This window comes from Hallerella porci (assembly GCF_003148885.1).
Taxonomy (GTDB): domain Bacteria; phylum Fibrobacterota; class Fibrobacteria; order Fibrobacterales; family Fibrobacteraceae; genus Hallerella; species Hallerella porci.
The window spans coordinates 1-24139 of sequence record NZ_QGHD01000036.1 but is presented as its reverse complement, the minus strand read 5'-3'; the positions used below and the strand labels follow the sequence as shown (position 1 = coordinate 24139).

The 24139-nt window shown below is 42.6% G+C and carries 17 protein-coding genes, 1 tRNA gene and 1 pseudogene; 9 read left to right on the top strand and 10 right to left on the bottom strand.

Going from position 1 to position 24139, the window contains the following annotated elements:
* The first annotated feature begins 204 nt into the window (after positions 1 to 204).
* On the top strand, positions 205 to 1563 hold the full coding sequence (locus tag B0H50_RS11870) for a hypothetical protein (protein ID WP_109587825.1): 1359 nt from the start codon (positions 205 to 207) through the stop codon (positions 1561 to 1563).
* A 491-nt stretch (positions 1564 to 2054) separates the two neighbouring features.
* On the opposite strand, the pseudogene B0H50_RS11865 reads toward B0H50_RS11870, so the two are convergent.
* Positions 2055 to 2264 (bottom strand): annotated as a pseudogene (locus B0H50_RS11865) (helix-turn-helix domain-containing protein); the annotation flags it as partial.
* Positions 2265 to 2850: 586 nt separating this feature from the next.
* Between B0H50_RS11865 and B0H50_RS11860 the strand changes: the two are divergent.
* Both B0H50_RS11860 and B0H50_RS11855 read left to right on the top strand, forming a co-directional pair.
* Positions 2851 to 6132 carry a CBM35 domain-containing protein gene (locus B0H50_RS11860; protein ID WP_146193759.1) on the top strand — a complete coding sequence of 1094 codons (3282 nt, stop codon included), beginning with the start codon at positions 2851 to 2853 and terminating at the stop codon, positions 6130 to 6132.
* 49 nt (positions 6133 to 6181) lie between these two features.
* On the top strand, positions 6182 to 6502 hold the full coding sequence (locus B0H50_RS11855) for an SUI1 family translation initiation factor (protein WP_106198652.1): 321 nt from the start codon (positions 6182 to 6184) through the stop codon (positions 6500 to 6502).
* A gap of 146 nt (positions 6503 to 6648) precedes the next feature.
* On the opposite strand, the gene B0H50_RS11850 is transcribed toward B0H50_RS11855, so the two are convergent.
* The 3 genes from B0H50_RS11850 to B0H50_RS11840 all read right to left on the bottom strand — a co-directional run bounded on the left by B0H50_RS11850 (position 6649) and on the right by B0H50_RS11840 (position 9518).
* A tRNA-Asn gene (locus B0H50_RS11850) sits at positions 6649 to 6721 on the bottom strand.
* 118 nt (positions 6722 to 6839) lie between these two features.
* The gene (locus tag B0H50_RS11845) at positions 6840 to 7805 is read right to left on the bottom strand and encodes an MlaD family protein (protein WP_106198653.1); all 966 of its coding nucleotides are present in this window, start codon (positions 7803 to 7805) and stop codon (positions 6840 to 6842) included.
* A 3-nt stretch (positions 7806 to 7808) separates the two neighbouring features.
* Positions 7809 to 9518: a sensor domain-containing diguanylate cyclase gene (locus B0H50_RS11840; RefSeq protein WP_158275923.1), complete on the bottom strand. Its 1710-nt coding sequence runs from the start codon at positions 9516 to 9518 to the stop codon at positions 7809 to 7811.
* Between the two features lie 173 nt (positions 9519 to 9691).
* Between B0H50_RS11840 and B0H50_RS11835 the strand changes: the two genes are divergently transcribed.
* A complete protein-coding gene (locus B0H50_RS11835; RefSeq protein WP_106198655.1) occupies positions 9692 to 10966 on the top strand; it encodes an argininosuccinate synthase in 1275 nt (424 codons plus the stop codon).
* A 160-nt stretch (positions 10967 to 11126) separates the two neighbouring features.
* Complete coding sequence (locus B0H50_RS11830; RefSeq protein WP_106198656.1) at positions 11127 to 12593, top strand: sugar porter family MFS transporter; 1467 nt, start codon at positions 11127 to 11129, stop codon at positions 12591 to 12593.
* A 68-nt stretch (positions 12594 to 12661) separates the two neighbouring features.
* On the opposite strand, the gene B0H50_RS11825 is transcribed toward B0H50_RS11830, so the two are convergent.
* Positions 12662 to 15151 carry a U32 family peptidase gene (locus B0H50_RS11825; protein WP_106198657.1) on the bottom strand — a complete coding sequence of 830 codons (2490 nt, stop codon included), beginning with the start codon at positions 15149 to 15151 and terminating at the stop codon, positions 12662 to 12664.
* 91 nt (positions 15152 to 15242) lie between these two features.
* Between B0H50_RS11825 and B0H50_RS11820 the strand changes: the two genes are divergently transcribed.
* Genes B0H50_RS11820 through B0H50_RS11805 form a run of 4 tightly spaced genes read left to right on the top strand, consistent with a single transcriptional unit; the run spans position 15243 to position 17824 of the window.
* Positions 15243 to 15449 carry a hypothetical protein gene (locus B0H50_RS11820; protein ID WP_106198658.1) on the top strand — a complete coding sequence of 69 codons (207 nt, stop codon included), beginning with the start codon at positions 15243 to 15245 and terminating at the stop codon, positions 15447 to 15449.
* Complete coding sequence (locus tag B0H50_RS11815; protein ID WP_106198659.1) at positions 15449 to 16174, top strand: M50 family metallopeptidase; 726 nt, start codon at positions 15449 to 15451, stop codon at positions 16172 to 16174. Before B0H50_RS11820 ends, B0H50_RS11815 begins: the two co-directional genes overlap by 1 nt.
* A gap of 1 nt (position 16175) precedes the next feature.
* Complete coding sequence (locus B0H50_RS11810; RefSeq protein WP_109587822.1) at positions 16176 to 17426, top strand: amidohydrolase; 1251 nt, start codon at positions 16176 to 16178, stop codon at positions 17424 to 17426.
* Positions 17427 to 17434: 8 nt separating this feature from the next.
* Positions 17435 to 17824: a GtrA family protein gene (locus B0H50_RS11805; RefSeq protein WP_073302306.1), complete on the top strand. Its 390-nt coding sequence runs from the start codon at positions 17435 to 17437 to the stop codon at positions 17822 to 17824.
* Positions 17825 to 18262: 438 nt separating this feature from the next.
* Here the strand turns inward: B0H50_RS11805 and B0H50_RS11800 are convergent, their stop codons facing one another.
* The 5 genes from B0H50_RS11800 to B0H50_RS11780 all read right to left on the bottom strand — a co-directional run.
* Complete coding sequence (locus B0H50_RS11800; RefSeq protein WP_109587821.1) at positions 18263 to 19012, bottom strand: PIN domain-containing protein; 750 nt, start codon at positions 19010 to 19012, stop codon at positions 18263 to 18265.
* A gap of 48 nt (positions 19013 to 19060) precedes the next feature.
* Entirely contained in the window at positions 19061 to 20452 is a 1392-nt protein-coding gene (locus tag B0H50_RS11795; RefSeq protein WP_109587820.1) for a KAP family P-loop NTPase fold protein, read from the bottom strand.
* 45 nt (positions 20453 to 20497) lie between these two features.
* Positions 20498 to 22801: a protein kinase domain-containing protein gene (locus B0H50_RS11790; RefSeq protein WP_158275921.1), complete on the bottom strand. Its 2304-nt coding sequence runs from the start codon at positions 22799 to 22801 to the stop codon at positions 20498 to 20500.
* Between the two features lie 34 nt (positions 22802 to 22835).
* The gene (locus tag B0H50_RS11785; RefSeq protein WP_109587818.1) at positions 22836 to 23348 is read right to left on the bottom strand and encodes a hypothetical protein; all 513 of its coding nucleotides are present in this window, start codon (positions 23346 to 23348) and stop codon (positions 22836 to 22838) included.
* Positions 23332 to 24139, bottom strand: an 808-nt coding sequence (locus B0H50_RS11780; RefSeq protein ID WP_408609879.1) for a transposase, incomplete at its 5' end; no start/stop codon positions are given. The genes B0H50_RS11780 and B0H50_RS11785, both read right to left, overlap by 17 nt.

Here is a 24139-nt window from a genome sequence, read left to right as displayed (position 1 = left end):
ATGCTCCGTCTTTGCCAAAAATTGGCTTTCCTGTTTTGAACTGAGATGCTGCTTTTTTGATCATCTCTTTATATTCTTCGTGTGTCATCATAGTTCCTCAATTTACATCATTTTTCAAATGATGCTTGGTGGTGAATGACACAGTTTTATGGATAGAGTCCAGATGTCTGGAAAATTAAGGAAGCCAAAACGTATCCATACTTTGTGTATTTTGGAAATTCGCTTGCAAGTGCTACAGTCATTACTGAAGATTTAACAAAAATTGAATATGATGGAAATGCGAAAACTCCTGCGGTGATGTATGTCATTGTAATGGGTGATACTTTAAATCGCTTGACGGATTATTCTGTAACTTATTCCAATAATGTGAACTTTGGAACCGCCACAATCAATGTGTGTGGAACCGGTTCCTATACAGATTGCAAAATTGTCAATTTTGAAATCGTGGGGACAATCATCACCCCGACGATTGGAATAATTGCAGACCAGCCATACACTGGCTCTGCAGTAACGCCGAGCGTCAAGGTTTACAATGGCGAGACTTTGCTTGCATCGTCAAATTACACGGTTTCGTATAAAAATAATGTGGATGTTGGTGAAGCTACCGCAACGGTAACGCTTAAAAATAATTACGTAGGAACAGCTTCTAAAACATTCAACATTGTTGCTGCAAAAATCACTCCGACAATTGCCGCAATTGCAGATCAGGAATACACCGGTTCAGCGATTACGCCGAGCGTAAAAGTCTACGCCGATGCCGAAAAGACGAAACTGCTTGAAGAATACACCGTCAGTTATTCAAACAACGTTTCTTACGGAACAGCAAAGGTGACGGTAACCTTGTCTGGTAATTATGCAGGCACTGCAACGCAAACATTTAGAATTGTCGGTAAAGCGATTACTCCGACGATTGGAATAATCGCAGACCAGCCATACACTGGCTCTGCACTAACGCCGAACGTCTATGTTTACAATGGCGAGACTTTGCTTGCATCGTCAAATTACACGGTCACTTATAAGAATAACATCAATGTTGGTGAAGCAACTGTAACAGTAACTCTCAAGGGAAATTTCTCTGGTACCGCAACGCAAACATTCAATATAGTTCCTGCAAAGATTACTCCGACGATTGCCACAATCGCTGATCAAACGTATACTGGCTCCGCAATTAAGCCGACTGTAAAGGTGATGAATGGTTCTACAGAAATTGCATCGTCAAATTACACTGTCACTTATGAAGATAATGTGAACGAAGGTGTCGCTACTGTAATTGTAGAACTCAATGGCAATTACACAGGAACCGCCTCTACAACATTCAATATCGTTAAATCGACAAAAATTCGCGATATGAAAAAGCAATCCTTCAAGGTGATTTCTACCAATGCCTTAAATATTCATATTTCAAATGCGAACATTGGAACACTTTGTGCTTTGTTTGACCTGCAAGGCCGCCTCTTAAAGCGCTTTGTGATTCAAAATGTAGACGAAGTAATTCAGGTCGATCACAGCGGGGCTTACTTGTTAAAAGTCGGGAACGAAACGCATAAAATTAGCGTGAAGTAAAAATTATAAGAATCGTTGTAAAATGATACGAACCCTGAAAGTTGAAAACTGCTTTCGGGGTTTGTTCATTTGATGTTAGTTTGTTCATCATAGCAAACCACTTTCCGAAATTTTTCTGGATAAAGTTTTGAACTTTGATAAATTCAAAGCGTTGCGGGCTCAAAATCGGCTGAAAACCTGGCAAATAAAGGGATTGAGCGATTTTAGAATGATTTTAAGTGGATACTAGTGTCGCTTGGCGGTGCACAAAAAAGAGAAGTGCGTCCGCACTTCTCCTGGATTGAATTAGTGTCGTTTGTCGAATAACCGGATTAAGGTTTATTCATACCGCAAAGAACGATCATCCTCCACGGCTCAATCCAAGAGAAAATTTATTTTGTTGAATGAAATTTTACAATGTTTTATAAATGTTAAATTTTCAAAACAATACGAAATTGAATGAGAAATTTAGGTGCGCCGCTTCGCGGCGGGGAAATCTTGACGAAAAAGTTTTAACGAATTGATTTCCAATCGCTTTGATGTTCGGCGACGAGGCGTTCTGTTTGGATTGCTTTTTCCATCGCTTTGCCGAAATCGATCCAATTTTTTCCGAGCGCTTTGAGAATGTTCGCAATTGTGTGGAGCGTGGGCGACTCTCGGCAATTTTCGAGGCGGTATAAATGCAGCCGAGACATGTTGCATTTTTCGGCGAGCTGAACGCGGTTGAGTTTGCTTTCGGCGTGTCACTCGGTGAGAACCGTGCGGAAAGCTCTCCGGACAAGGGCGGTGCGAGCGGAAACGATTTCATTTTTGATTGAAATCGTGCGCGTTTTCTAAGCGGAATATTTGCGGGCGTGAATGCAACACGCTGCGAAAAAATTGCTTTTGTTTTAAAATCTTTCTTTTCGAAATCTCTTCCATACCGTAGGCAAATATATTTTCAGTTTTTGAAAATGAGTGTAACCAAGAAGGCGTGAATTTTGCGGGCAGCGTTTGATTCAAATAAAAAGAACCGCTTGCGCGGTTCTTTGCTAGAAGATTTTGGTTTTATAGAAAGAAATTTACATATTCACTTGAGAATGTAAGCCGCTATGTGCGCAGCATTTTTCCAATGGTGTTGGTATAATAGCTTTAACATTAAAATTTTCAATTCCGATATTTGTATTGAAGTGCGGCAAAGCCGCGCTTTCGTAGTCCACAGACAACCGATAATTACAACTACCCTTTTAAACTTCAAAAGACGAGAATAATTTTAATTGTGAGAAGTTAGGAATGCTTTTCATTCCTCATTAAAATGGAGTGTTTGTGATGAATCATTTTTCTTTGGCTAGTGCTTTAGCTTGTGCGATTTTTACAGCACAAGTTTTTGCAGCATCCCCGACAATCAAAGTGGATTTTGATATGAGCGGCAGGCAAAGTGCCGAAGTCACGGAGCCGAATTTTACGCGTTGGATGGTGAGCGGAGTAAGTTCAAAAGATACAACAATTAGTGGCGTCAAAATCAACATTGCAAAAGGAAGTGTCGGCACAAATCTTCGGAGCACTTATTATAAAATCGCAGTGCAATCGCCCAATTATGCGCGCCTTGTCGGCGACGGCGTGAAAGTCGATGGCGGCGATAACGGTGGCGAAATTTCTTTGACATTTTCGAATTTGCAAAACGGTGAAAATTCCATTTTGCTTTATTTAAATCATCCGGATGATTACACGACAAATAAACCAAGCGACATCGACGTTTATGTGAACGGGGTAAAGCAGGCCTCCGTAGCTCCGACGGTACGGGCGCTTGCCAATGACAAGGCCGCTTTTGCGTATATGACTTTTAAGGTGACGAACGGGACGGTGGACATTGCGTTAAAGCCCCGAGGAAACAATACGATCAAGAATGTGATTTTGAACGGTTTTGAATTGAATGTGGCAAATGTTGCGGCTCAAGCAAAATCGCCTGTGCCAAGTGATTTGAACATGCATGCTGCGCATAATCATGGTGCGATGACTCTCAGCTGGAATGCTGCAAATGGTGCAAAAAAACATCAGATTTATTTGGGGCTAGATTCTTTGGCAGTTGTGAATGCGAATACAAAAAGTGCTGATTATAAAGGCGAACAAACAAGCACTTCTTATCAAGTTTCCAATTTGACACCTTTGCAAAGTTACTTTTGGCGAGTCGATGAAGTCGATGGAAATGGAATCATCACAAAAGGAAATGTTTGGAAATTTCAGCCGGGGCGTTTAGCGTTTGACGATGCCGAAGGCTACGGGCGCATGGCAGTCGGAGGCCGTGGCGGAAAAGTCGTTTACGTGACAAATTTAAATGACGATGGCGCAGGTTCTTTGCGCGAGGCGTGCACCGCAGATATTGGCCCTAGAACGATTGTATTTAAAGTCGCGGGAATGATTCAACTCAAAAGTCGCTTAGTTTGCAATCACGATTTTACAACGATTGCGGGGCAAACGGCTCCTGGAAAAGGCATTACGATTAAAAGTGCTCCGATTGGTTTTACGGGTCACGATATGATTGTTCGCTTTATGCGTGTGCGCTTAGGTTATGGCACAACTTACGATGGCATGGGTTTAACCGGCGGCGATAATAGCATTTTAGATCATGCAAGTATCAGTTGGACAATTGACGAAGCGTTTTCCAGTCGCGGCGGAAAAAATTTAACTCTTCAACGCACGTTAATTTCTGAAGCATTAAATATTGCGGACCATCAAAATTATCCGAAGGGAACTGGCCACGGATATGCAGCGACAATCGGCGGCGATGTCGGATCTTTTCATCATAATTTATTAGCGCATAACGAAGGCCGCAACTGGAGTATGGGCGGAGGCCTTGATGGGAACGGTTATTATGCAGGTCGCCTCGATATTTTTAATAATGTCGTTTACAACTGGGAAGGTCGTGTGACCGATGGCGGCGCGCACGAAGTAAATTTTGTCGGGAATTATTACAAAGCAGGAGCCGCTTCGCGCGTTTTGGATTATGTCTTAAAAGCTGATTTAGAAGGAACGGGAAAAGGTTCGCAGGCGTATTATTTTCACAATAATATTTTGCAACTGAAAGATGGAAAATTCAAATGCGATGGCACGAAAGATGATTGCGGTCGCACCTATACTTTGAGCAATGGACAAAAACTCGATTGGACAATTTGGAATGCAAAACCATTCTTTGAATCGTATGCAAAAATTCAAAGCGCAACCGCAGCCTACAAAGATGTTTTAAGCGATGTCGGCCAACGGATGCCTGTGTTTGATGATCACGATACGCGAATCATAAAAGAAGTGAAAAATGGCACTTACACTTATACGGGTTCTGTGGGAAAAATGCCCGGAATTCCAGACCGCGAAACCGATGTGGGCGGCTGGGAAAATTATCCGAGCGTTTCGTGGGCAGATGATTACGATTCCGATTTAGACGGGCTCCCGGATTGGTGGGAAAAAATGTATGGCACCAATCCAAAATCTGCCAAGGGCGATTTTAGCGATGCGAATAAAGACCGCTTAAACGACGGCTGGACAGAACTCGAACGTTACTTAGAATGGATGGCTCGTGCGCATTACACTTTTGAAAATGGCGAAACGCAGACGATTGATTTGTCGCAATTCACGAAAGGTTACGATAACGGAACTTATCAACTTTCAAATATTCCAAGCGGCGTTAACGCAAAAGTAAACGGCTCTAAGATGACTGTTTCGTTAAGCGAAAATTTTGCGGGTATCGGATACATTACTTTTACTTTGACGGATAAATCTGGCGATACATTTACTCGAAAAATCGGCGTGACCCAAGCGAAAGCGATTTCGGAATTGCCAAAATCCAGTTCTTCTATAACTCCCGTTTCGAGTTCATCCATAGAAAAATCTTCGAGTTCAATTTCTTCAAGTTCTTCGTCGGAAATTTCAAGCTCGTCTATTAAACCCGAATCGAGCTCGAGCATTCGCAGCGGAAATATTTACCAAGCCGAAGACGGTAAAATGACCAATGCAACTTTCGCAGATAAAAACGCTGGATTTAACGGAAGCGGTTATGTGAATTTTGCAGGCGAAGGAAATTCGATTGTCGAAATTCCGGTGAATGTCAAAGAGGCGGGCGAGTATAATGTGATTTTCACTTATGCGATTGGAAAATCGGAATCGCGTCGATTAAAAATTTCTGCGGGCGAAAATTCAAGTATCGCGGAATGCGAATCAACGGGCGCGTGGAATGTTTGGAAAACGCAAAGCGTTTCGTTAAAACTCAACGCCGGCGAAAATAAAATTCAAATTGAAACGGTCGATGGCGATGGTCCGAATTTAGACCAAATTGAAATTCAAGCGGCCAAGTCCACGGCGATTCAAACTCTTCAAACAAATGCGTTCCACTATAGCGTTGCCAAAGGAATTGTTTACTTAAACGGAATTCCACAAAATGCAAAAATTTCTGTCTTTGATTTGAGCGGGAAAAATTTGATGAGCCAAAAAAATGTGGTGACGCAAAATGGTTCTGCTTTAGTCAATTTGCAAAACTTCGGAAATGGAATTTATCTGATTCATATTTCGGGAAAAACTGCGAGCGGAAACTTTGCCAAGAATTTGAAAATCAAGAAATAAAAAAGCTGCAATATGTTAATTTTGCATTGAAAAATTGACTGGAGATTTTATGGAAGAACGTTCGACTCTCGTTTATGTCAGCGGGCAAGGGCGCATTGAACAGCCGAAGGCGCAGCCTGTCCGTCCGAAAACCGATGGCATTGTCCGTATTTTGCTCAAACGGCTCGGCGGAAATAAAATGGTCAGCGTCGTCTCGGGCTTAGATGTCGCCGAAGAGGATCTCGCCGATCTCGGACGTGATTTAAAACGAAAATGTGGAACCGGCGGAACGGTGAAAAATTTTCAAATCGAAATTCAAGGCGATAAACGAAATGTTTTAAAAGCGGAACTTGAAAAGCGAGGCTTTACCGTCAAATTGGCGGGCGGTTAAATTCTCGCGGGCAAAAACTGCGCCCCTATTTTGCAAAACAAAATAGGGGCATTTTCTTTAGCATTTCATTTTTTAGAAAATCATCCGGGCTTGGAATTCTTGCGTTTAAAAACAAAAAACTCCCGATCGAAATCGGGAGTTTTGAGCTGCCTCAACTGGACTCGAACCAGTGACAACCTGATTAACAGTCAGGGGCTCTACCAACTGAGCTATGAGGCATCGTGGTGACCCAAATATATAAAAGAAAAAAATTCTTGTCAAGGGGAGAAGAAGAAAAAAACTCACTTTTTTTGAAAAAGTGAGCCTTCTCAGAAGAAAAATTGGAAGTTTGGGGCTGTTATTTATGCTTGTCTCTCGCTTTGCCGCCCCAGATGTGCATATTTTTCCAAGTGATGAGCTTGATGCGGTTGCCTTTTTCGTCGTAAACGGCGATGTCTTTGGGATTGATTCCTTGGATGACTGCGGTTAATTTTTGGGAAAGTTGAGAAACTTTTTCGATTAAGTCTTTTGTTTCAAGCAAATTTTTGGCGAGAGAATCTTCTTGAACTTTGCGGGCGATGGCGTCGATTTTTTCGAGTCCGAGAGAAATATCGGCGAGGGCGCTTTGCGTATGGCGAATGGCGCTGTCGGCTTTGAGAGTTGCGATTTGAACGAGAGAATCCGTTGCGTCGGCGGTGCGGTTAATGGTCTCTGAAGCGGTTTCTGCTTGGGCGAGAAGACTTTGAATTTTATCTTGCGCAAGAGTTGCTGTTTTATCAAAATGCTGCAGCAGATTTTCCACATTTTGCAAAGCGGTTTGATATTTTTGCACGACTCCCGAAGACGTATCGCTTCCGTTTAAGATGGTGAGAATGGCATCGCGCGAAAGCATGACTTGCTGATATAAATCCGAGATGAATCGCAGCGATTCGGTAATGCCTGGAACAAATTCACCGCGGAAAATATAATCTTTCGGGAGAACTTCGCCGTCTTTATTGCGGACGAGTTCAACGCGCCGTTGACCCATTAACGCAAACGATGCATTGCGAAATTGCGTGCCTTCGCGAAGGGTCACCGGATTATCAAAAACGACGGTAACGCGGGAACGATCGCCGAGCCATTCGATGGATCCGACATGTCCGATTAAGTAACCGTTTTCGGTCATCGGATCTTCGGGAGAAAGAGCGCCGAGTTCGTCAAAGTCAATGACCGCAGTCGTGGAACTTTCTTTGTGCGCATTCCACATGCCAAAGGCAACGCCCGCAAGGATGAAAAGAATTGCGACGAATGAAAAGTAGCCGATTGCCTTGTCCGAAATTTTCATGGATTATCGCGAACAGGTGCGGTTGCGCCCTGATTTTTTGGCGTCGTAAAGTGCTTTGTCCAAACGCAAGAAGAAACTTTCGTGAGTTTCGTTGACGTGGACTGCGGTAATTCCCAAACTAATCGTGAGTTTTGGAACTGGAGAAAAGTCTGCTTCTTCAACTTTTTTGCGAATGCGTTCTGCGAGAATTTGCGCGCCCTTTAACGGCGTATTTGAAAGAATGCAAATAAATTCTTCACCGCCCCAACGCCCGAGAACATCGCAAGAACGAATTGTTTCGGAAACGAGTTTTGAAAGCTTGACCAAAACGTGGTCGCCTTCGCTGTGTCCGTATGTATCGTTGATGTTTTTGAACCAATCAATGTCGAACATCAAAACGGAAAGGTCGTCTTCTTTGTGACGTTTGTTGAGTTCGTAAGACAAAATTTCGTTGAGCTTGCGACGGTTATAAAGTCCGGTGAGCTGATCGTGTTCCGCGAGATTTTCTAATTGAAGAATGGTGTTGTGCAATTCTTCGGAAGTGGCTTCGAGGAACGAAACGAGACGATCGGCAAGGGGAACCGCATCGGGTTTGACTTTGAGAGATTCGTCAACGATTAACGGAATTGTTTTCGGTTTCTTTTTTGATTTTTCGCGGAATCCGATGGCGACGAATGTGGAATTTAAAATGCCTCCGCCGTCTTTCGTTTGTAAAATTTCACCGTAGCCGTAACTCCAGCAAAGTTCGGGCATCACTTGACGGTAGTAATTAAATTCTTTGTCCGCGTTTTCGTTGCCCATAAAAATGCGGCGGTTCATGCACGCAAAAATCATCACCGCTTCGGGGTGAAAAAGGCGCATTTTATTGGCGGAGCTCAGCGTATCTTTTAACAAATATTCGGACTTTGAATACGCAAGATAAACTTTTGTGCCGGCGGCAAGTCCTGTGGAAAACATCATGCTGCTGCCTTCAAATCCGATGGCAACTTTAGCGACGGGATGATTTCCGCTGGGAACTAAAAGAGGAAACGCACAAGTGTGTTCGTAAAAAGTTTCGTCGGTATAAACGCCTAAATATTTTTTGTATAAATCCGCTGCGGGCTTTCCATCGATTTTTGAAACGAGACCGTTGCTCGATTCGGTAACGAGATGTTCGCTGCCGAGCGGATGCCAACCCAAATTGAAATCGGTTGTAATTTCAAGTTCTTTTCCGCAGAAAACGGCGAAGACGACGCCCATTTCGTAAATGGCATTGTGCGTAAAAATTTTGGATTCGTCGACATTTGCATTTTTAGAGCCCGCTTGTGCGCCGAATACGGGGACATCTTCGTTGCCATTGCGGGCGAGGTCGATGATTTTATCGGGGCAAAGTCTTGCGCAACTCGAAATGCAATAAGCGCCTTGCGGATGATCCATTCCTTGAATTTTTTGCCCGAAGAGAGCTCCGATTTTGAATTGATCTTGATCGTGACAATCGGCCTCTAAAATAGAAACGGTGGATTTAGAAAAAAGCATCAGCGAAATCGCGGTATTTTTCTGCGCAATCGTTTGAGGCGTTAACGGTCCCAAAGTGGTCATGCCCACAATTTTTGCTTCGGGAAGAACTTTCTTAATTTCCTCGAGTTCTTTTTCGATAAATTTGCGTTTGCATTCGGGCTCGTTGATGACGATGAGCCGATCATTTGCCGCTTTATATTCGTCCATTTGAGCGATGGATTTTAAAACCTTTTTCAAGGTTTGCGACTTAGTAATTTCAAATGAACGTTGAAGCATTGCCTAAAAACTACATTTAAATCGTTGAAAAAGCAAAAAAGAATGCGTTTTCGATAAAATTTCCCGCATGAAAATGTGAAAATGAAATGCAAATTGTGCTATATTATTAAAGTCAATTTTCAAAGGACAAAAAAATGGCAAAAACTGCTAAAAATTCCAAGAAAAAGGTCGTCCTCGCTTATAGCGGTGGACTTGACACCTCCGTTATCATTCCGTGGCTCAAGGATAACTACGATTGCGAAGTTATCGCATTTGCAGCGGATTTAGGTCAAAACGATTTTCCGAGCGAAAAAGCTTTGGAAGAAAAAGCTCTCGCAACGGGTGCTTCGAAGTGCTACGTTCTCGACCTCAAAAAGGAATTCCTCGAAGATTATGTGTGGCCGACTGTTCGCGCTGGCGCAAAGTATGAAGGCACTTATCTTCTCGGCACGTCTTTCGCTCGTCCGTTGATTGCTAAGTATCAGGTGAAGATTGCTCAGATGGAAGGCGCTTACGCAGTGGCTCATGGTGCAACGGGCAAAGGCAATGACCAAGTTCGTTTCGAACTCACTTATGCAGCACTCGATCCGTCTCTTACGGTGATTGCTCCGTGGAAAGATCCGAAGTGGGAATTCAACGATCGCGAAAGCATGATCGACTACTTGGACGCTCATAAGATTCCGCACACCGGCATCTCGAAAACAAAGATTTATTCCGAAGACGGTAACCTTTGGCACCTTTCTCACGAAGGTGGCATTTTGGAAGAACCGGATAAGGAACATAAGTATGATATGCTGAAGCATACGAACACTTATGAAAAAGCTCCGAACAAAGCGGGCTACGTCACCATTTCTTTCGACAAGGGAACTCCGGTTGCTCTCGACGGTAAGAAGATGGGTGCTGTGGAACTCCTCGAAAAGTTGAATGCAATCGCTGGCGAACACGCTTGCGGTTTGATCGACATCGTCGAAGACCGTCTCGTCGGCCTCAAGAGCCGCGGCGTTTATGAAACTCCGGGTGGAACGCTTTTGTACAAGGCACACGAATGCTTGGAACAACTCGTTCTCGATAAGGAAACGATGTTCGAAAAGCAAAAGATGGCGATGACTTATGCAAACCTCGTTTACAACGGACAGTGGTTCACTCCGCTCCGTCAGGCGATGGATGCATTCATCACCGAAACGCAGAAAGTGGTCACCGGCGACGTTCGCTTGAAACTCTACAAGGGCAATGTGATTCCGGCTGGCATGAAGAGCCCGTACAGCTTGTACGATATGAACCTCGGCGGTTTCGCAAATGTCGAAATGTACGACCAGAAGGATGCTTCGGGATTCATCCGTTGCTTCGGTCTTCCGTTGAAGACTCGCGCTCTTCTTCTCGGCAAGAAGACGAATGTCGACTTCGGCAAAACGAATGTGAAGAAGAAGTAATTCTTTCGAAAATTCAAAGAACGCGACCTTGTTTGAGGCCGCGTTTTTTTGTGCAAAATTTTTCAAAATTAGTTTGTATTTAAATACAAATTCAAAGAAAACGTAATTTTTGAACCGCTATTTTTAGAGATTTGAGAAAAGGAAAATAAATTCAACCAATTTGGAATATAATCTATATTCTGTAAAAAATTTTTCTGTATATTGGGAGAAAACTATCCAAACGGAGGCTTTTATGAAATCTACATCTCAAGTGTCTCTTGGACACGTGGTGAAAATTACGATGGCGGCAGCTCTCGGTGGCTTTTTGTTTGGCTTCGATTCCTCGGTGATTAACGGAGCGAATGGGGCTTTGAAAGCGCACTTTGCAATGACTGACCATCAGCTTGGTTTAGCCGTTGCGCTTTCTTTGATTGGGGCAGCGATTGGTGCTTATTTTGCGGGGCGTTTAGCCGATGCATTCGGACGTGTAAAATGCATGTTGGCAGCAGCAATTCTTTTTACGGTGAGCGCGATTGGTTCCGGGGTTCCGTTTGGAGTTCCGGACTTTATTGTTTGGCGTGTGATCGGCGGCGTGGGCGTCGGCATGGCGAGTATCATCGCTCCGATTTATATCGCAGAAACCGCTCCGGCACATCTGCGCGGCCGTTTAGGTTCGATGCAGCAGATGGCAATTGTCGTCGGTATTTTCTCTTCTCTTCTTTCGAACTATATCATTGTGCGGCTTTCGAATGGCGCAAATGAAGTGCTCGTCGGCGGATTCAAAGCGTGGCAAATCATGTTCTGGATTGAAATTATTCCGGCGGTAATGTATGGCGTTGCAGCTCTCAAACTTCCAGAATCTCCGCGTTTCTTGGTTTCGCAAGGAAAAATTGAAGAAGCGAAAGCGGTGATTGCAAGAATTAATCCCGAAAATTTGGATGCGCATGTTGCCGATATTCAAAAATCCTTTGGCGAAGAAAAACGCCATCATCTTTCGGATTTGTTGGAAACTTTGACTTCGGGCAAGAAACGCATTACGCCGGTGCTTTGGGCGGGTCTCGGTCTCGCTGTGCTTCAGCAACTCGTGGGCATTAACGTGATTTTCTATTACGGTACGATTCTTTGGCAGAGCGTTGGCTTTGGCGAAAGCGATGCATTCCTTTCGAGCTTGATTAACAGTACCATCAATATGGTGATGACTGTCTTTGCTATTCTCTTGGTCGATAAACTCGGACGTAAACCGCTTCTTCTCATCGGTTCCATCGGCATGACATTTACTCTCGGCGCGCTCGCTATGTGCTTCTTGAATGCAAATGCGGACGGTTCTCTCGGCGGTGGCGCTGTGGTCGCTTTGATTGCTGCAAACCTCTACGTCGCATTCTTTGCGATGACTTGGGGCCCGGTGATGTGGGTGATGCTCGGCGAAATGTTCAACAACCGTATTCGTGCTGTGGCTATTTCGATTTGCGGCCTTGTACAATGGTTTGCAAACTTCCTCGTCAGTTGGTCTTTCCCAATTCTCACTGGAAAATCGGGCATCGGTGTCGGCCCGACTTATTTGCTCTACACATTGTTTGCAGCGATTAGTATCTTCTTCGTGGTGAAATTCATCAACGAAACGAAGGGCAAACATTTGGAAGAAATGTAAAAGAAAAACTCCTCTTTGGAGGAGTTTTCTGTTTGCAAAATTTTGAACGCAGCGTGAAAACGTTGCGTTTATTTTTTGCGATTTTGCCAAACTTCGGTATGGTAAAGTTGCCCTTGAGCGACTCCGTATTTTTCTTCGGCGCCGATGAGTTTAGCGGCGGTTTTTAAAGAAAGGCGTCCGCGTAAAGCTTCGGCGTAAAGGCGGACTTTGTCTGCTGTTTCGCTTGCACTTTCTTCGAGCATTTCTAAGCGGAATTTATTCACGCCGAGTTGTTTAAATGCAGGAACTAAATTCAGCGCTGACTGCGGCCGTTCTAAATAAAGAGTGTTGCGGCATTCTGCATCGGGAACGAGAGAATGGCGCGCGCCTTTATGATCGACGATATCGATGTGATGCTTCGAACAGATTTGTCCGCAATAAGGGAATTGATTCGCCTTTGTGAGATTTGCAGCATACAAACAATGCTCCATGTAAAATGCGGGCAAGTGTTCGAATACAGAAATTTCAAAATGCGAACCGCCGAAATTTTTTAACAAGCATTCTGTTCCGGCTGCGTTCAAATCCAACGACGGATGCAGCGTGGAAAGTCCTTCGTTGAGGAACCATTCTGCAGAAAGCGAATTGGAAATATTTAAACTGTAATCGCCTTCGAGAGGAATGCCGGATTTTTGCAGATAAATTAACGCGCCCGGATTTCGCACTAAAATAAAATCGGGTTTTAAATCGACGATTTTATCCAAATTTTTTGTTTCGCCTTCGCGGAGAACGCGAATAGTCGCAATGCCTACTTGGAATCCGAGACTGCGAGCAATTTCCATCGGCTTCTTGTAATCGACGCCCCAATCCAAATCCAAAATGACGCGATCAATAGAGGCGCCTTTTAATTTTTCAAGTTGCCACGGACGGCGAATGAGAACGGTGATTTGCGTTTTTTCTGCGGGCGTTTCACTATGATAAGCCGAGCGAGAAAGTAAAAGTAAATCGGTTCCCGCAGCGGCAGAAATTTCGGACCCGATGCCGAATAATTTTTCGGGAGTAATGCTTGCGCGCAGTAAACGCGTATCGTTCAAAAAGAGAATTGCTTGCTTTTTTAATTGGCGAATTTCTTTGTCCAAAATAAATGCGCCCGCAGGAATTTCAAGAGAAATTTGATCTGCAGCATAAGCGGTTCCCGAAAGGGCGGCGAGTTCATTTCGAATGCGTTCAAAATTTTCTTGCGGCGTGCGTGCTTTTTCTAAGGGCTTTTCCGCTTTGGCAATGACATTGTTTCCGTCTTCATCTTGAATTTCGAGAGTTAAAGGTTCGCCGAATTCTCCGGAAAGTTTGAGCTGAATGGGCGTGCGTTTTTCGTTTGTGCGATCGGAGAATGTTTTGCGCAAGCGTTTTTCCATCGCAGGCGAATCATTGCGGAACGCATCCATTCCGAGCGAAACGCTTTGCAAAGGGAATGTATTGGCAAATTCTAAAACGGTATTTTCCCCTGAAATTTTGTAGGAAAAAAGTCGGCTTCCGGTGGAATTTTCTTCGCCCGGATTTTCAAATAAAATGCCATCGCCCGCTTCTAAATGATGAATTCCTTCGACGGTAATTCCTTTGCGGTCGATGTGCAAAACTTTGCCGAGATGCATTCCGTGATGATTGGAAAAATTTCCGTTGACCAAATTTTGCTGATCGACGCCGTGAAGCCAACCGGGACCGAGTCCGCGAGAAAATAAAACTTCTAACGGTTCGCGGTCTTCGTTCGAGACGATTTCGCCGTCGATTTTTTTGCGGAAAGCGCGCGTGACCGCTGCGACATATTCCGGACTTTTTAATCGCCCTTCGACTTTAAATGATTTGACGCCGATGCTTTTTAATTCATCGATATCGTCTAAAGCCGAAAGATCGCGCGGACTGAATAAATAATTTTTTCCGTGCAAATCAAACGGTTTTCCGTCCACGAGCATTTTATACGGAAGACGACAACTTTGAGCGCATTGGCCGCGATTCGCTGAACGTCCGCCGATATTTTCACTCGTTAAACATTGACCGCTAAACGAAACGCAAAGCGCACCGTGCACAAAAACTTCGAGTTCGAGCGGAGAATTTTCAGCAATCGTGCGAATGTCGTGAAGAGAAAGTTCGCGGGCAAGGACTGCGCGCGTGCAGCCGAGTCGTCTCGCCATTTCCACGCCTTCTTTGGACGCAATCGTCATCTGCGTGGATGCGTGCACTTCGATTCCGGGCGCAACCGCTTGGAAAAGTCGCATGAGTCCGACATCTTGAACGATAACTGCATCGGGTTCGAGTTCCGCTAAGCAATCAATGAAATTGGGAAGGTCGTCCATTTCATCTTCGAAGACGAGAATGTTCATCGCCAAAAAAGTTTTCACATGACGTACGCGGGCGTAGCGAATCATACGGCGAATATCTTCAAATGAAAAGTCTTGTGTTCTGCCACGAGCATTCCAATGCGGAACGCCGAAGTAAACCGCGTTGGCACCATTAGCGATGGCGGCAAAAAACATATCTTTGTCGCCGACGGGGAGCATCAATTCAAAATTTTCGGAATCTTCCATTTTGTGGAAAGTAGAAAAATTTTTGCCGTCAAAAATGGCGCAGGCTTTGCCTAATTTCTAATTTCTAGTTAACTTTTGCGCAGAGGATTTTATGCAAAAAATTTTATGGGTTTTTATTTTGTTTGGATTTGTAGTTTCTTGTGCTGACAAAGAAGCGGAAAAAGAAATTGCGCAAAAACAATCGCAATTAGAAAAAGTGAATCTTCAAGTGGAAAAAACAAAAGCGACTTTGGATAGTTTAAAAGCGGTCGATGCAGCGATGCAAAAAACGTTAGATTCTTTGGATATGACGCCGTAATGCTTTCGCTTTTAGGAATTTTAATCGGTTACCGTTTCTCGGGCGCGAAGGGAATTCGCTATGTGGCAGCGGTTGCGATGATCGTTCTCTTTTTTGCGCTGATTCGTTCGGCTTGGAATTTTTTTGCGGTGCTCGATAAAAATGCAATTGATTCGCTTCAAAATTATCTCTTTCCGCTGATCGGATTTGCAGCTTACTTTGTGCTCAAAATTTTACTCGCAATTCTCGGGCGTAATTTGGAATTTGCTGAAACATTTTGTCATGAATTGAATCATACATTTTTTGCGCTGCTTTCTTTTCGAAAAATTGAATCGTTCTCAGCTCACGCAGAAGAAGGTGGCTCTGTGACATTTTATGGCAGGCATAATCCGATGATTTCGCTTGCGCCTTATACATTTCCGCTCTTTGCATTTTTCGTTTCGCTGCTTTCGCTCATTTTAATTCCCGAAGCGCGGAAAGTGGCGCAGGGCTTGGTGGGATTTTTCGTGGCGTTTCATGGGATGAGCGTTTTTCATGAAGCGCGTCCGTATCAAACCGACTTACAAATTTACGGATACTTTTTTTCGTATGCGGCAATTTTATTTTTCAATTTATTGTGGATTCCGTTTGTAATTCTTCTTTGCGAAGAAGGATTTTCTGCAGCATTGATGTGGCCGCATTCGGCAATTTTGCAAGTGCAAAGTTGGATTACTTTTATTGAAAATTCTTCACTTTTCGGAGGATAAAATGAGTCAAATTTTAATTCAATCGGTGCTTCTCGATGATGAACGCGTGGACATTTTAATTCAAGAAAATATTTTTCAAAAAATTGCAAAAGAAAAAACTCTTTCGGTTTCGGATCCGAATTCGGTAATTATCGATGGCTCGCATTTTGCGATTGTTCCTGCATTTTATAATACGCACACGCATGCAGCGATGACATTTTGTCGCGGTTTGTCCGATGATGTGCCGCTAAAAATTTGGCTCGAAAAATATATTTGGCCGCGAGAAGCTTCGCTCACTCCAGAAGATGTTTACATCGCTTCGCGTTATGCGATTCTCGAAATGATTCGCTCGGGAACGGTCTTCTTTGCCGATATGTATTGGTTCCGCACCGAGACAGCGCTCGCCGCGCGGGAATTAGGAATTCGCGCTTCCATTGGCGTTACTTTTGCCGATTTGCTCAAAAAAGATTTCGAAGAAAATTGCCAATTTGTCGAAGAAAATTTGGCGGATTATTCGGGGCGAGTGCAGCTCGCTATTGCGCCGCATGCGATTTATACAAATTCTGCGGAAACTTTAAAACGCTGCGCAGAAATTTCGGAACGTTTTCTTTTGCCGTATCATATTCATGTGGCAGAAACTGAACACGAAGAACGCGGAAGCGTGACGCCGACGCAGGGACTTTCACCGGTTGAATTTTTAGATTCTCTCGGCGTCCTTTCGGAAAGAACGGTGGCAGCGCATCTCGTTCATGTTTCCGAAAAAGATTTGCAAATTCTCGCCAAACGCAAAGCGACTTGTGCGCACAATCCTTGCTCCAATATGAAACTTTCCAGCGGAACATTTCAAATGAAACGCTTTTTGGAACACGGTATTCGCGTCGCGTTGGGGACGGACGGTGCAGCGTCGAACAACAATTTGGATATGCGGGAAGAAATGAAATTCGCATCGCTGCTCGCTAAAATGACTTCGGGCGATCCGACGGTTCTTTCGGCGACGGACACTTTGAAAATGGCCACGCGGAATGGTGCAGAAGCATTCGGTTTGAATGCGGGCGTTATCGCCGAAGGAAAACTCGCCGATGCGCTTTTGCTGAATTTGGGTGAGCCGTGTTTTGCGACGGGAGATGTCGTTTCCAATTGGGTTTATGCGGCAAATTCCTCGGTCATCGACACCGTTATTTGTGACGGAAAATTGCTGATGCGCCATCGTGAAATCTCGGATTCGGAAGAAATCGAACGCGATTTCCGCAATCGTTTTTCCTCGCGTTCCTAGGCGAAAATATGCGGCATTTTATTCGTTATAATCTCATTGGAATCGTCAATACGGCGATTACTTTTGTTGTCGTTTGGATTTTATATGAATGTTTCCATTGGAATTTGGAACTTTCCAATTTTTTGGGTTTTGTCGCGGGCGGTATCAATTCTTATATCATGAATCGCTCGTGGAATTTTAAAAGCAAAAATCGAAAATCCAGAGAAATGCTTCGATTTGCCGTCGTCTTTTTGTGTGCCTATCTGGTGAATTTATTTGTTCTGGAATCGCTGAAAGAAGCGGTGCCGGCAGCGGGAAATTATTTTAGCGCGGGCTATGTCGCCAATGTTTTGGCGAATTTGGCTTATATCGTGGTCAGCTATATATTGTATCGCTTTTGGGTTTTTAAAGCGAAGTAGTTTCTCGCTAAGGTCAGCGAGTAAAGTGGTTCACTTTTTCCAACAGAAAAAATTGATTTCTTCGTTGAATTAGTCCGGCCTAGGCGACCTTGTCTGCATTCCGTCACGGTCTCGTATCCCCTGATGTAGTCAACTAGGAAAATATCACCATCGCTATAATTTTTTCTAGGAAATTTTCTGCCGTAGTCGAAATTTTTCAAATTCTGCATCAGCATAGTGCCCGTAGGAAATCCGTACGGGACACTGCAACCGGCACCTATGATAAAGACTTCAGACATTATTTTTTATCGCCACTTTTATCGCCGTTTTTAGCGTTTATCACCGATTTATCGCCAATTTTTAAATTTATCGCCGTTCAGGATTTCTATTCTACCTAAATATAACTCCATCGACTTGACACAAAGTGACAAAATGAGTTATTCATGTTTTTTACCGCAATCATTTATACTTAACCTGATTGGTTTTCGAGAGTTCCAGGAAACCTGCGTTTTGGAGGGAGTCTATCAGGCTTTGAATATTTGCGTCGGTCAGCTTTTCTGCAGCGAACCAGTTCTTTAGCGTCTTCTGCAACTTGGCCTTGGTGGTGGGCGGATTCTTTGACATACCCTTCAGATTCGCCTTCGCCTTTTCGAGAGACTTTTGCAAGTCAAATGCCTTTTGTGGCGTAGCCTTTTTCGCGGCCTTCGCCGGTTGCGGAGCGGGCTTCTTGGGCGCAGCGACCTTTTTCGCTTCCTGTGGTTTCGCGATTAGCCCCAGGCGTTTCGCCAGTTCCTCGTACGATTCCACGCGTTCGCAGCGGTCTTCGCCGAACTGCTTTTGCACGTGCAGGACGAGCGGGTCGTAGTCGTGATCTTTCGAAAGAATCACGCAATGGCTGTTGAACGGTTCGCGGGGCATCACCTGGCCCATGTAAAATGCGATGTAGAAGTCGAGCGCATTTTCGGCCTGCTTCTTGGTCATCTTCTCGGGAATCGCAAGTTCCACAAGTTCGACGCGACCCTCGTTCAGGGCGTAGCCGAAATCCTTCAGCTGCGTAAGCGAAAGGTTTATCTTGTTTGTAGAATTGTGGAACAGCACGAACTTCAGCGGAGAGCTGTCTGTATTCACGACAAGGTCGGTCAGGCCGTTCAGCCCGACATTTTCGCAGTCCACAAGGACATGGGATATGGGGAATTTAGGGGTGGGCATAAGTGATCTTTATTCTTTTTCAGGAAATTTCAAGCAGAATTCCTCAGTTCACTGAATTCTCAGCACATCGAGATTCTTTTTAAAGATTTTAAAAAACTCTATATCCTTCATCAAATATTCAGGAGGGATAGTTTTATAACCAATGTTTTTTGATTGGTCAGGGGCAAAAAGACGCAGCACTTTTTGTACAGGGGTTTCTATATAAAATTCATATACATCACCGCTATAACTTGTATAAAAAGGATCTACTAGCTTTGTCCTACAAGAGAACATCTCTTCTGCACGATTACGAAATGCTCTATGATTCAAAACATTATTACGTTCAATACTTAACGAAGGCACCTTCAACGCAATACGAATTGAATTTGATTTTGAAAAATCAACGTCTATGTCGTGAGCACCATTAAAATAATATCCCTGCACGCATTCCAATATCTCAGCACACATTAACGCATATGAAAATTTACGTTCTTTTTCGGGATATTCGCAAAGGCACAAACTATGCATAGAACTTACGGCCTTTACAACTTGCTTCAAATTACGCATAGGAATATCTTTCAGAACATTCCGGATGAAATCCGCCACGAAGGTTTTGTCAAGATTATCGTATTCTGTAAATAAATTTTCAAGCGAGGAAAACAGCAATGTTTGCGGATCATTTATAGTTCCATTATCCAGCAACAATGTCATATCAATGAATTTTTGCATATAATGACTTGCAAAATGCTCAACCTTTTCAGGTTCTGCATTAGGATATCCAAAAGCCTTCGCAATACTCCCCGATATCTCCTTTTTGTTGATTGCTAGAATCTGGATTATCCTTGTATTACCGCAAAAATGATGCAATCTTTCTAGAACCTTAATTGCATAATCTGGCAAACAACGGTCCAATTCATCAACCATTAAAACGATGCCACGATTTTCAAACGACGAAAGCGTCCCCAAATCATTTTGAATCTGTTCAATTAGAAATTCAATTGGAAGCTTGTCGTTTACATTTTCAATCTGTATACGCTCTTCTTCTGCAATAGTCCGCAAGGAATTTACATATTCAACAGCAGCTTTTATATCTAAGCCGGTTCCAACCTGGATCAACTTAGAAGTCACATCTGAACAGATTTTTCCGGCAATCTTCCAAGCCTTCTTTTCTTGTTCTTCATAGTCAAACGATTGCTCTGAATTTATCGCCTTTGCAAATTCCGAAAGCAAAGCAATCAAAGGCTCTTCGTAAAAATCATACTTCCAACAATTATACCGGACAACAAGACATCTGCTTTTCAAGCGTTCTTCAAGAATATCAAGAACGGTCGTTTTTCCGCAACCCCATTCACCATCAATTGCAAAGGAATAGCCTTCCTTTTGCTTAATTTTGGAATCAACAATATTGGAGACTATGGATACGAATTGGTCACGTGAAAGAAGGTCGGTTGTTGAAGGCATATGTATGAATTAATATAGTATCATTCTTACTGTTTTTTCTTTACATTATGAAATTCCGCATATTTGTTTTATCTCATTTATCATCTCATCATCCGACGTTTGAATTACACAGTCACTCGTATACTGATGCTCTCCTGTCTTCAAATATTCAAGCCAGGCACAAAGCATATAAGAATACACCTTATCTAAATGGTTTAAATCAGAATATTTCCCAGCATACTTATTTCCGTGACACCATATACTATTGCGAACAGGGAATAAAAACGTATCATCTTGAACAATGTGAGCAAAACCATTTTCATCAATAACTAAAATGTTATCTAATCTATCGTCAGCCGCAAGAATGACTTCTCGTAATTCATCTTTTGTAAACAATCTTTGCGGATTTATATTTTTACGTATTTCAATATTTATGGTGTAGTCCGATACACCCAATGGTTGAAAACCACCATTATTTAAGAATTGATTTATTCTTTTAGTTATTTGTCTTTCAAGTTCTTTTGACTGGTTTCTGTCATAAACAAAGAAACAATCCTCTAATGGAGGCCCTTTGAATAAAGTTTTATACGAAACGAGAATTCTTTTTTTGTTAAGATAAAATCTTGTCGGAGTTTCTCCAAATGTGATTGAATTTATAGAAAACGTAAAATAAAATTTCGCTCCTGACTTTGCATCTTGATTTTGGGGAAGTAAATCATCAAAATGCCACAAAGATGCATTACTTAATATATACTGTTCCTTTTTTAAATGATCTTCCTTAGGAACTTTTTTTTCTTCCTCTTCTGTTTCAAACGGATTTTTATTAAACAAATCTAAAGATAATATACGTGTTTTTAGTTCATCATCACTAAACTTCGTTATAGGTATCTTTTTTCGAAGCTCTCTGAATATTTTATCTAAACTAAAACCAAGACGCCTTACATATTTTAAGAAATCATCTGGAGAAACAACATTATGCCGACCATCATACGCTCCAGCAATACCGTTGTAATAACCACTTTTAAGTGCTATTAAGAAAGAGCCGCCTACATATCTATGTACAACACAAAATCCTTTTGGCAATGGCTTGCCAGAATCATAGTCGTACACCCCATATTGAGCAGTTTTCGCAGAAACATAATGAGACGGAAAATCTTCAACCAACATTTCACTGAAATCAGATTCGAACTCTCCTAAAACAGGACTCAAAGGAGCCAATTTCAATAAAAAGTAATTCCATCGATAATCTGGAAATCTTTCATATACGAGCACTTCAGGCTTCATCACTAATTGAAAAATTTTTTGAGTCACAAGACAAATGCAATTTTTCTCATTCGCCAATTTTGCATAATCAAAATCCAGCCCACCCCCATCAGGGCCAAACATGTGATTAAAAGCTGAGCTCATTCCAACTATATTCAGGACATCAACGATAGAATCCAAACTTGTCCATTTCGCCGAGGTCGGAATATTCTTACTGAAAAGAAGTTCGTTAAGGTAATTCCATTCATCAGCTTGAGCATAATCACTATCAGAGTCTATACCTATAAAACGATTTAATTCGTTTTTAAATTCCGACATACTAGGGCGATTATCAGGATCATATTCTGTCGCCCTTTTTAGAAGTATTTCCAAACCAGCTAAATAGCGATCTTTCCGAATTTCTTTAAAAATTAGATTTTTTCTTAATGAAATTTTTGGTTCTAAGCTATCATACGTACCCTCAAATCCTTTTTTATCTTCGCACAATAAAATCCACAAAGTTTTGGCAAGAGAATACACGTCTGCTTTTTTCCCATCAGCTTTATCAGGATAACGCCTCATCTCGGGAGCCATTGTAAACACAGCTCCCACACCACGTGTAGATTTTGTCAAATCACCACTATCAGGAAAACTAACTAATCCAAAATCTCCTAATGAGAAACGATTATTATAGAAGTAAATATTGTCCGGTTTTATATCTCTATGAGATATTTCCAATTCATGAAGTTTTTCTAATGTTTCCGCTAATTGAGCAATACCTTTTACTACCTCTTCAAAAGGTTTCCCAACCAAATACTCTTCAATTTTTTGAGCAATTGGCATTGTATACCAGAAATCATCTTTAGATGATTGAATAATTGGAAGAATTCCAGAAACAATAGAGAAATTTCGTTCTACAACATCAATCTCATTCTTAAATCTTTCTTTTGCTTCTATATTCCTATTGTTTAAATATTTAAAAGCAAATTCATTTGTTCCATCTGAAAAAAAGAAAACAACAGCATTGCCACCTTCTGCCGGGGACAATATCTGCTGGCAAGTGGCTCCATTCGGCCACTTTTCAAGAATCTTTTTTACTTTCTTTTCAGCATCTTGTAAATTTGACATACGCCCAACCATTATTCATATCTTTTTAAACAGACTATGCATTCATCCATTCTTTATATACATCTATGGCAAACGCCAAAAAACGTAAATTTTCATACGGTTTAACCTTATAAAGAGAATTACCGAATTCATGAGTTACAATCTTTGTCTCTAAATCTGGAATATTCCTAAGATATTCCTCAAATTCTTCTCGTTCATTTTCTGATTGAAAAACGAGGAATGGATTGTAACGCAAACCTCCACTAGCAAAATATAAAGAATCTCCATTAACCAATTTGTGAAATTTATAACGAACAGTATTTTCTATAAAACAGTAATAGAAATAATTTTTTGATGAATCAAACGAACGGAATTCAGGGATTGCAATTGGTATACGGCATTCATCAACATATCCATACTGTAATTCAAAAAGTTTTGTAGAATGAAAACGAAATTCCGCTTCACCAAAAAAGGATTTTTCATTAATGAAAAAGTAAGAGTAATCTTCTCTTCCATCTCTCAACTCATTAAATAGTCGTCCCTTAAAAAGGTCACTTTGCGAACGCAAGATAAGGACGTTCGCATTTTTTGTTCATTCCGTTCCACAGAAGGCAAAAACAGTATAGCCATTCCAACAGGACAAAAAAGCGCCTCATGGCCCTCTTGAAGTTGAACGCCGCTGCTGCAAGCTTTGCATTGAGCATGTCGCCAAAGATTCCCTTGTAGAAGTTGCGACCCATGCGGTGGTCGCTCTTCAAGTGACCATTGATTGGTTCGATGCCAGCCCTCTTGCAAAAAAGCTTGTGAGCCTTTTTCTTCTGGTAGTAAGTCGCGTTTTTCTTCGGGACGTCCGGTATTACGATCTTTGTCGTTCCGGATTCCTTTTGTCCGCGGTAGCCCCGGTCGCATGCGGCCCGGCTCGGCCTGAATCCAAGCATTTGTTCAACATGGTCAAGCGTATCGTCTATCGTATGTCCGTCATACTCGTCCCGGAACGAGACCGCGCCGACAATGATGCCGCTGTAGCTCCGGGCGATTGACACCTTGTTGCCGAACTCGTATTTCTTGTGTTCCTTGCCCTTGCCGATGCATTTTACTTCGGGTTCGTGAAGCGAATAGACCTTGTCCTTGTCGCATTTCTTCTGTGCCAGAACTTTTTTGAAAAGCTCGATTTTTTCTTTGTACGTGTTCAACAAGTTCTTGCTGGCGAGATTTCGCTCTAATTCACGGACGAGCCGTCCCGCGATTGTCTTCAGCCTGCGATCTGCCTTGTGAGCCTTCTTGCCGTTCTTCGGGTGATTGCGGAAACGCTGGTCACGATGGACCTTCTTCAAGGTTCTCTTGTAGGACTGTCTTTGC